The organism is Bacillus sp. SIMBA_026, assembly GCF_046535335.1.
In the GTDB taxonomy this organism is placed as follows: domain Bacteria; phylum Bacillota; class Bacilli; order Bacillales; family Bacillaceae; genus Bacillus; species Bacillus velezensis.
Window position 1 is genome coordinate 1 of record NZ_JAWRWX010000210.1, and the last position, 267, is coordinate 267.

At 64.8% G+C, this 267-nt stretch carries 1 protein-coding gene; it reads right to left on the reverse strand.

The genetic code is table 11. From position 1 onward, the window contains the following. On the reverse strand, positions 1–267 hold a 267-nt coding region (locus tag SB847_RS21230; RefSeq protein ID WP_410578613.1), incomplete at both ends, for a recombination directionality factor.

The window sequence follows — 267 nt, forward strand, 5'->3', positions numbered from 1 at the left end:
TGCATTGCCCGGTCTGATACTGCGGGCACTCTTGCGGGTCGCAGATACCGTCCGGGATGGCGTCGTCCTGTCGCAGGATGACGGAGCGCCCGCCCCATACACGCTTTGCGCGGTTGGCGCGCGCATCGCGAACGGGCGGTGCGTACATCTTGCAATACCGCCTGCCGTCGGGGCCATACTCCGAGAAGTACTGCCGGCCGCTTTGCGTCCACGCCACGAGCTGGTTTGGCATGTTGCTCAGCCAGTCGTCGAACGCGAAGATGACCG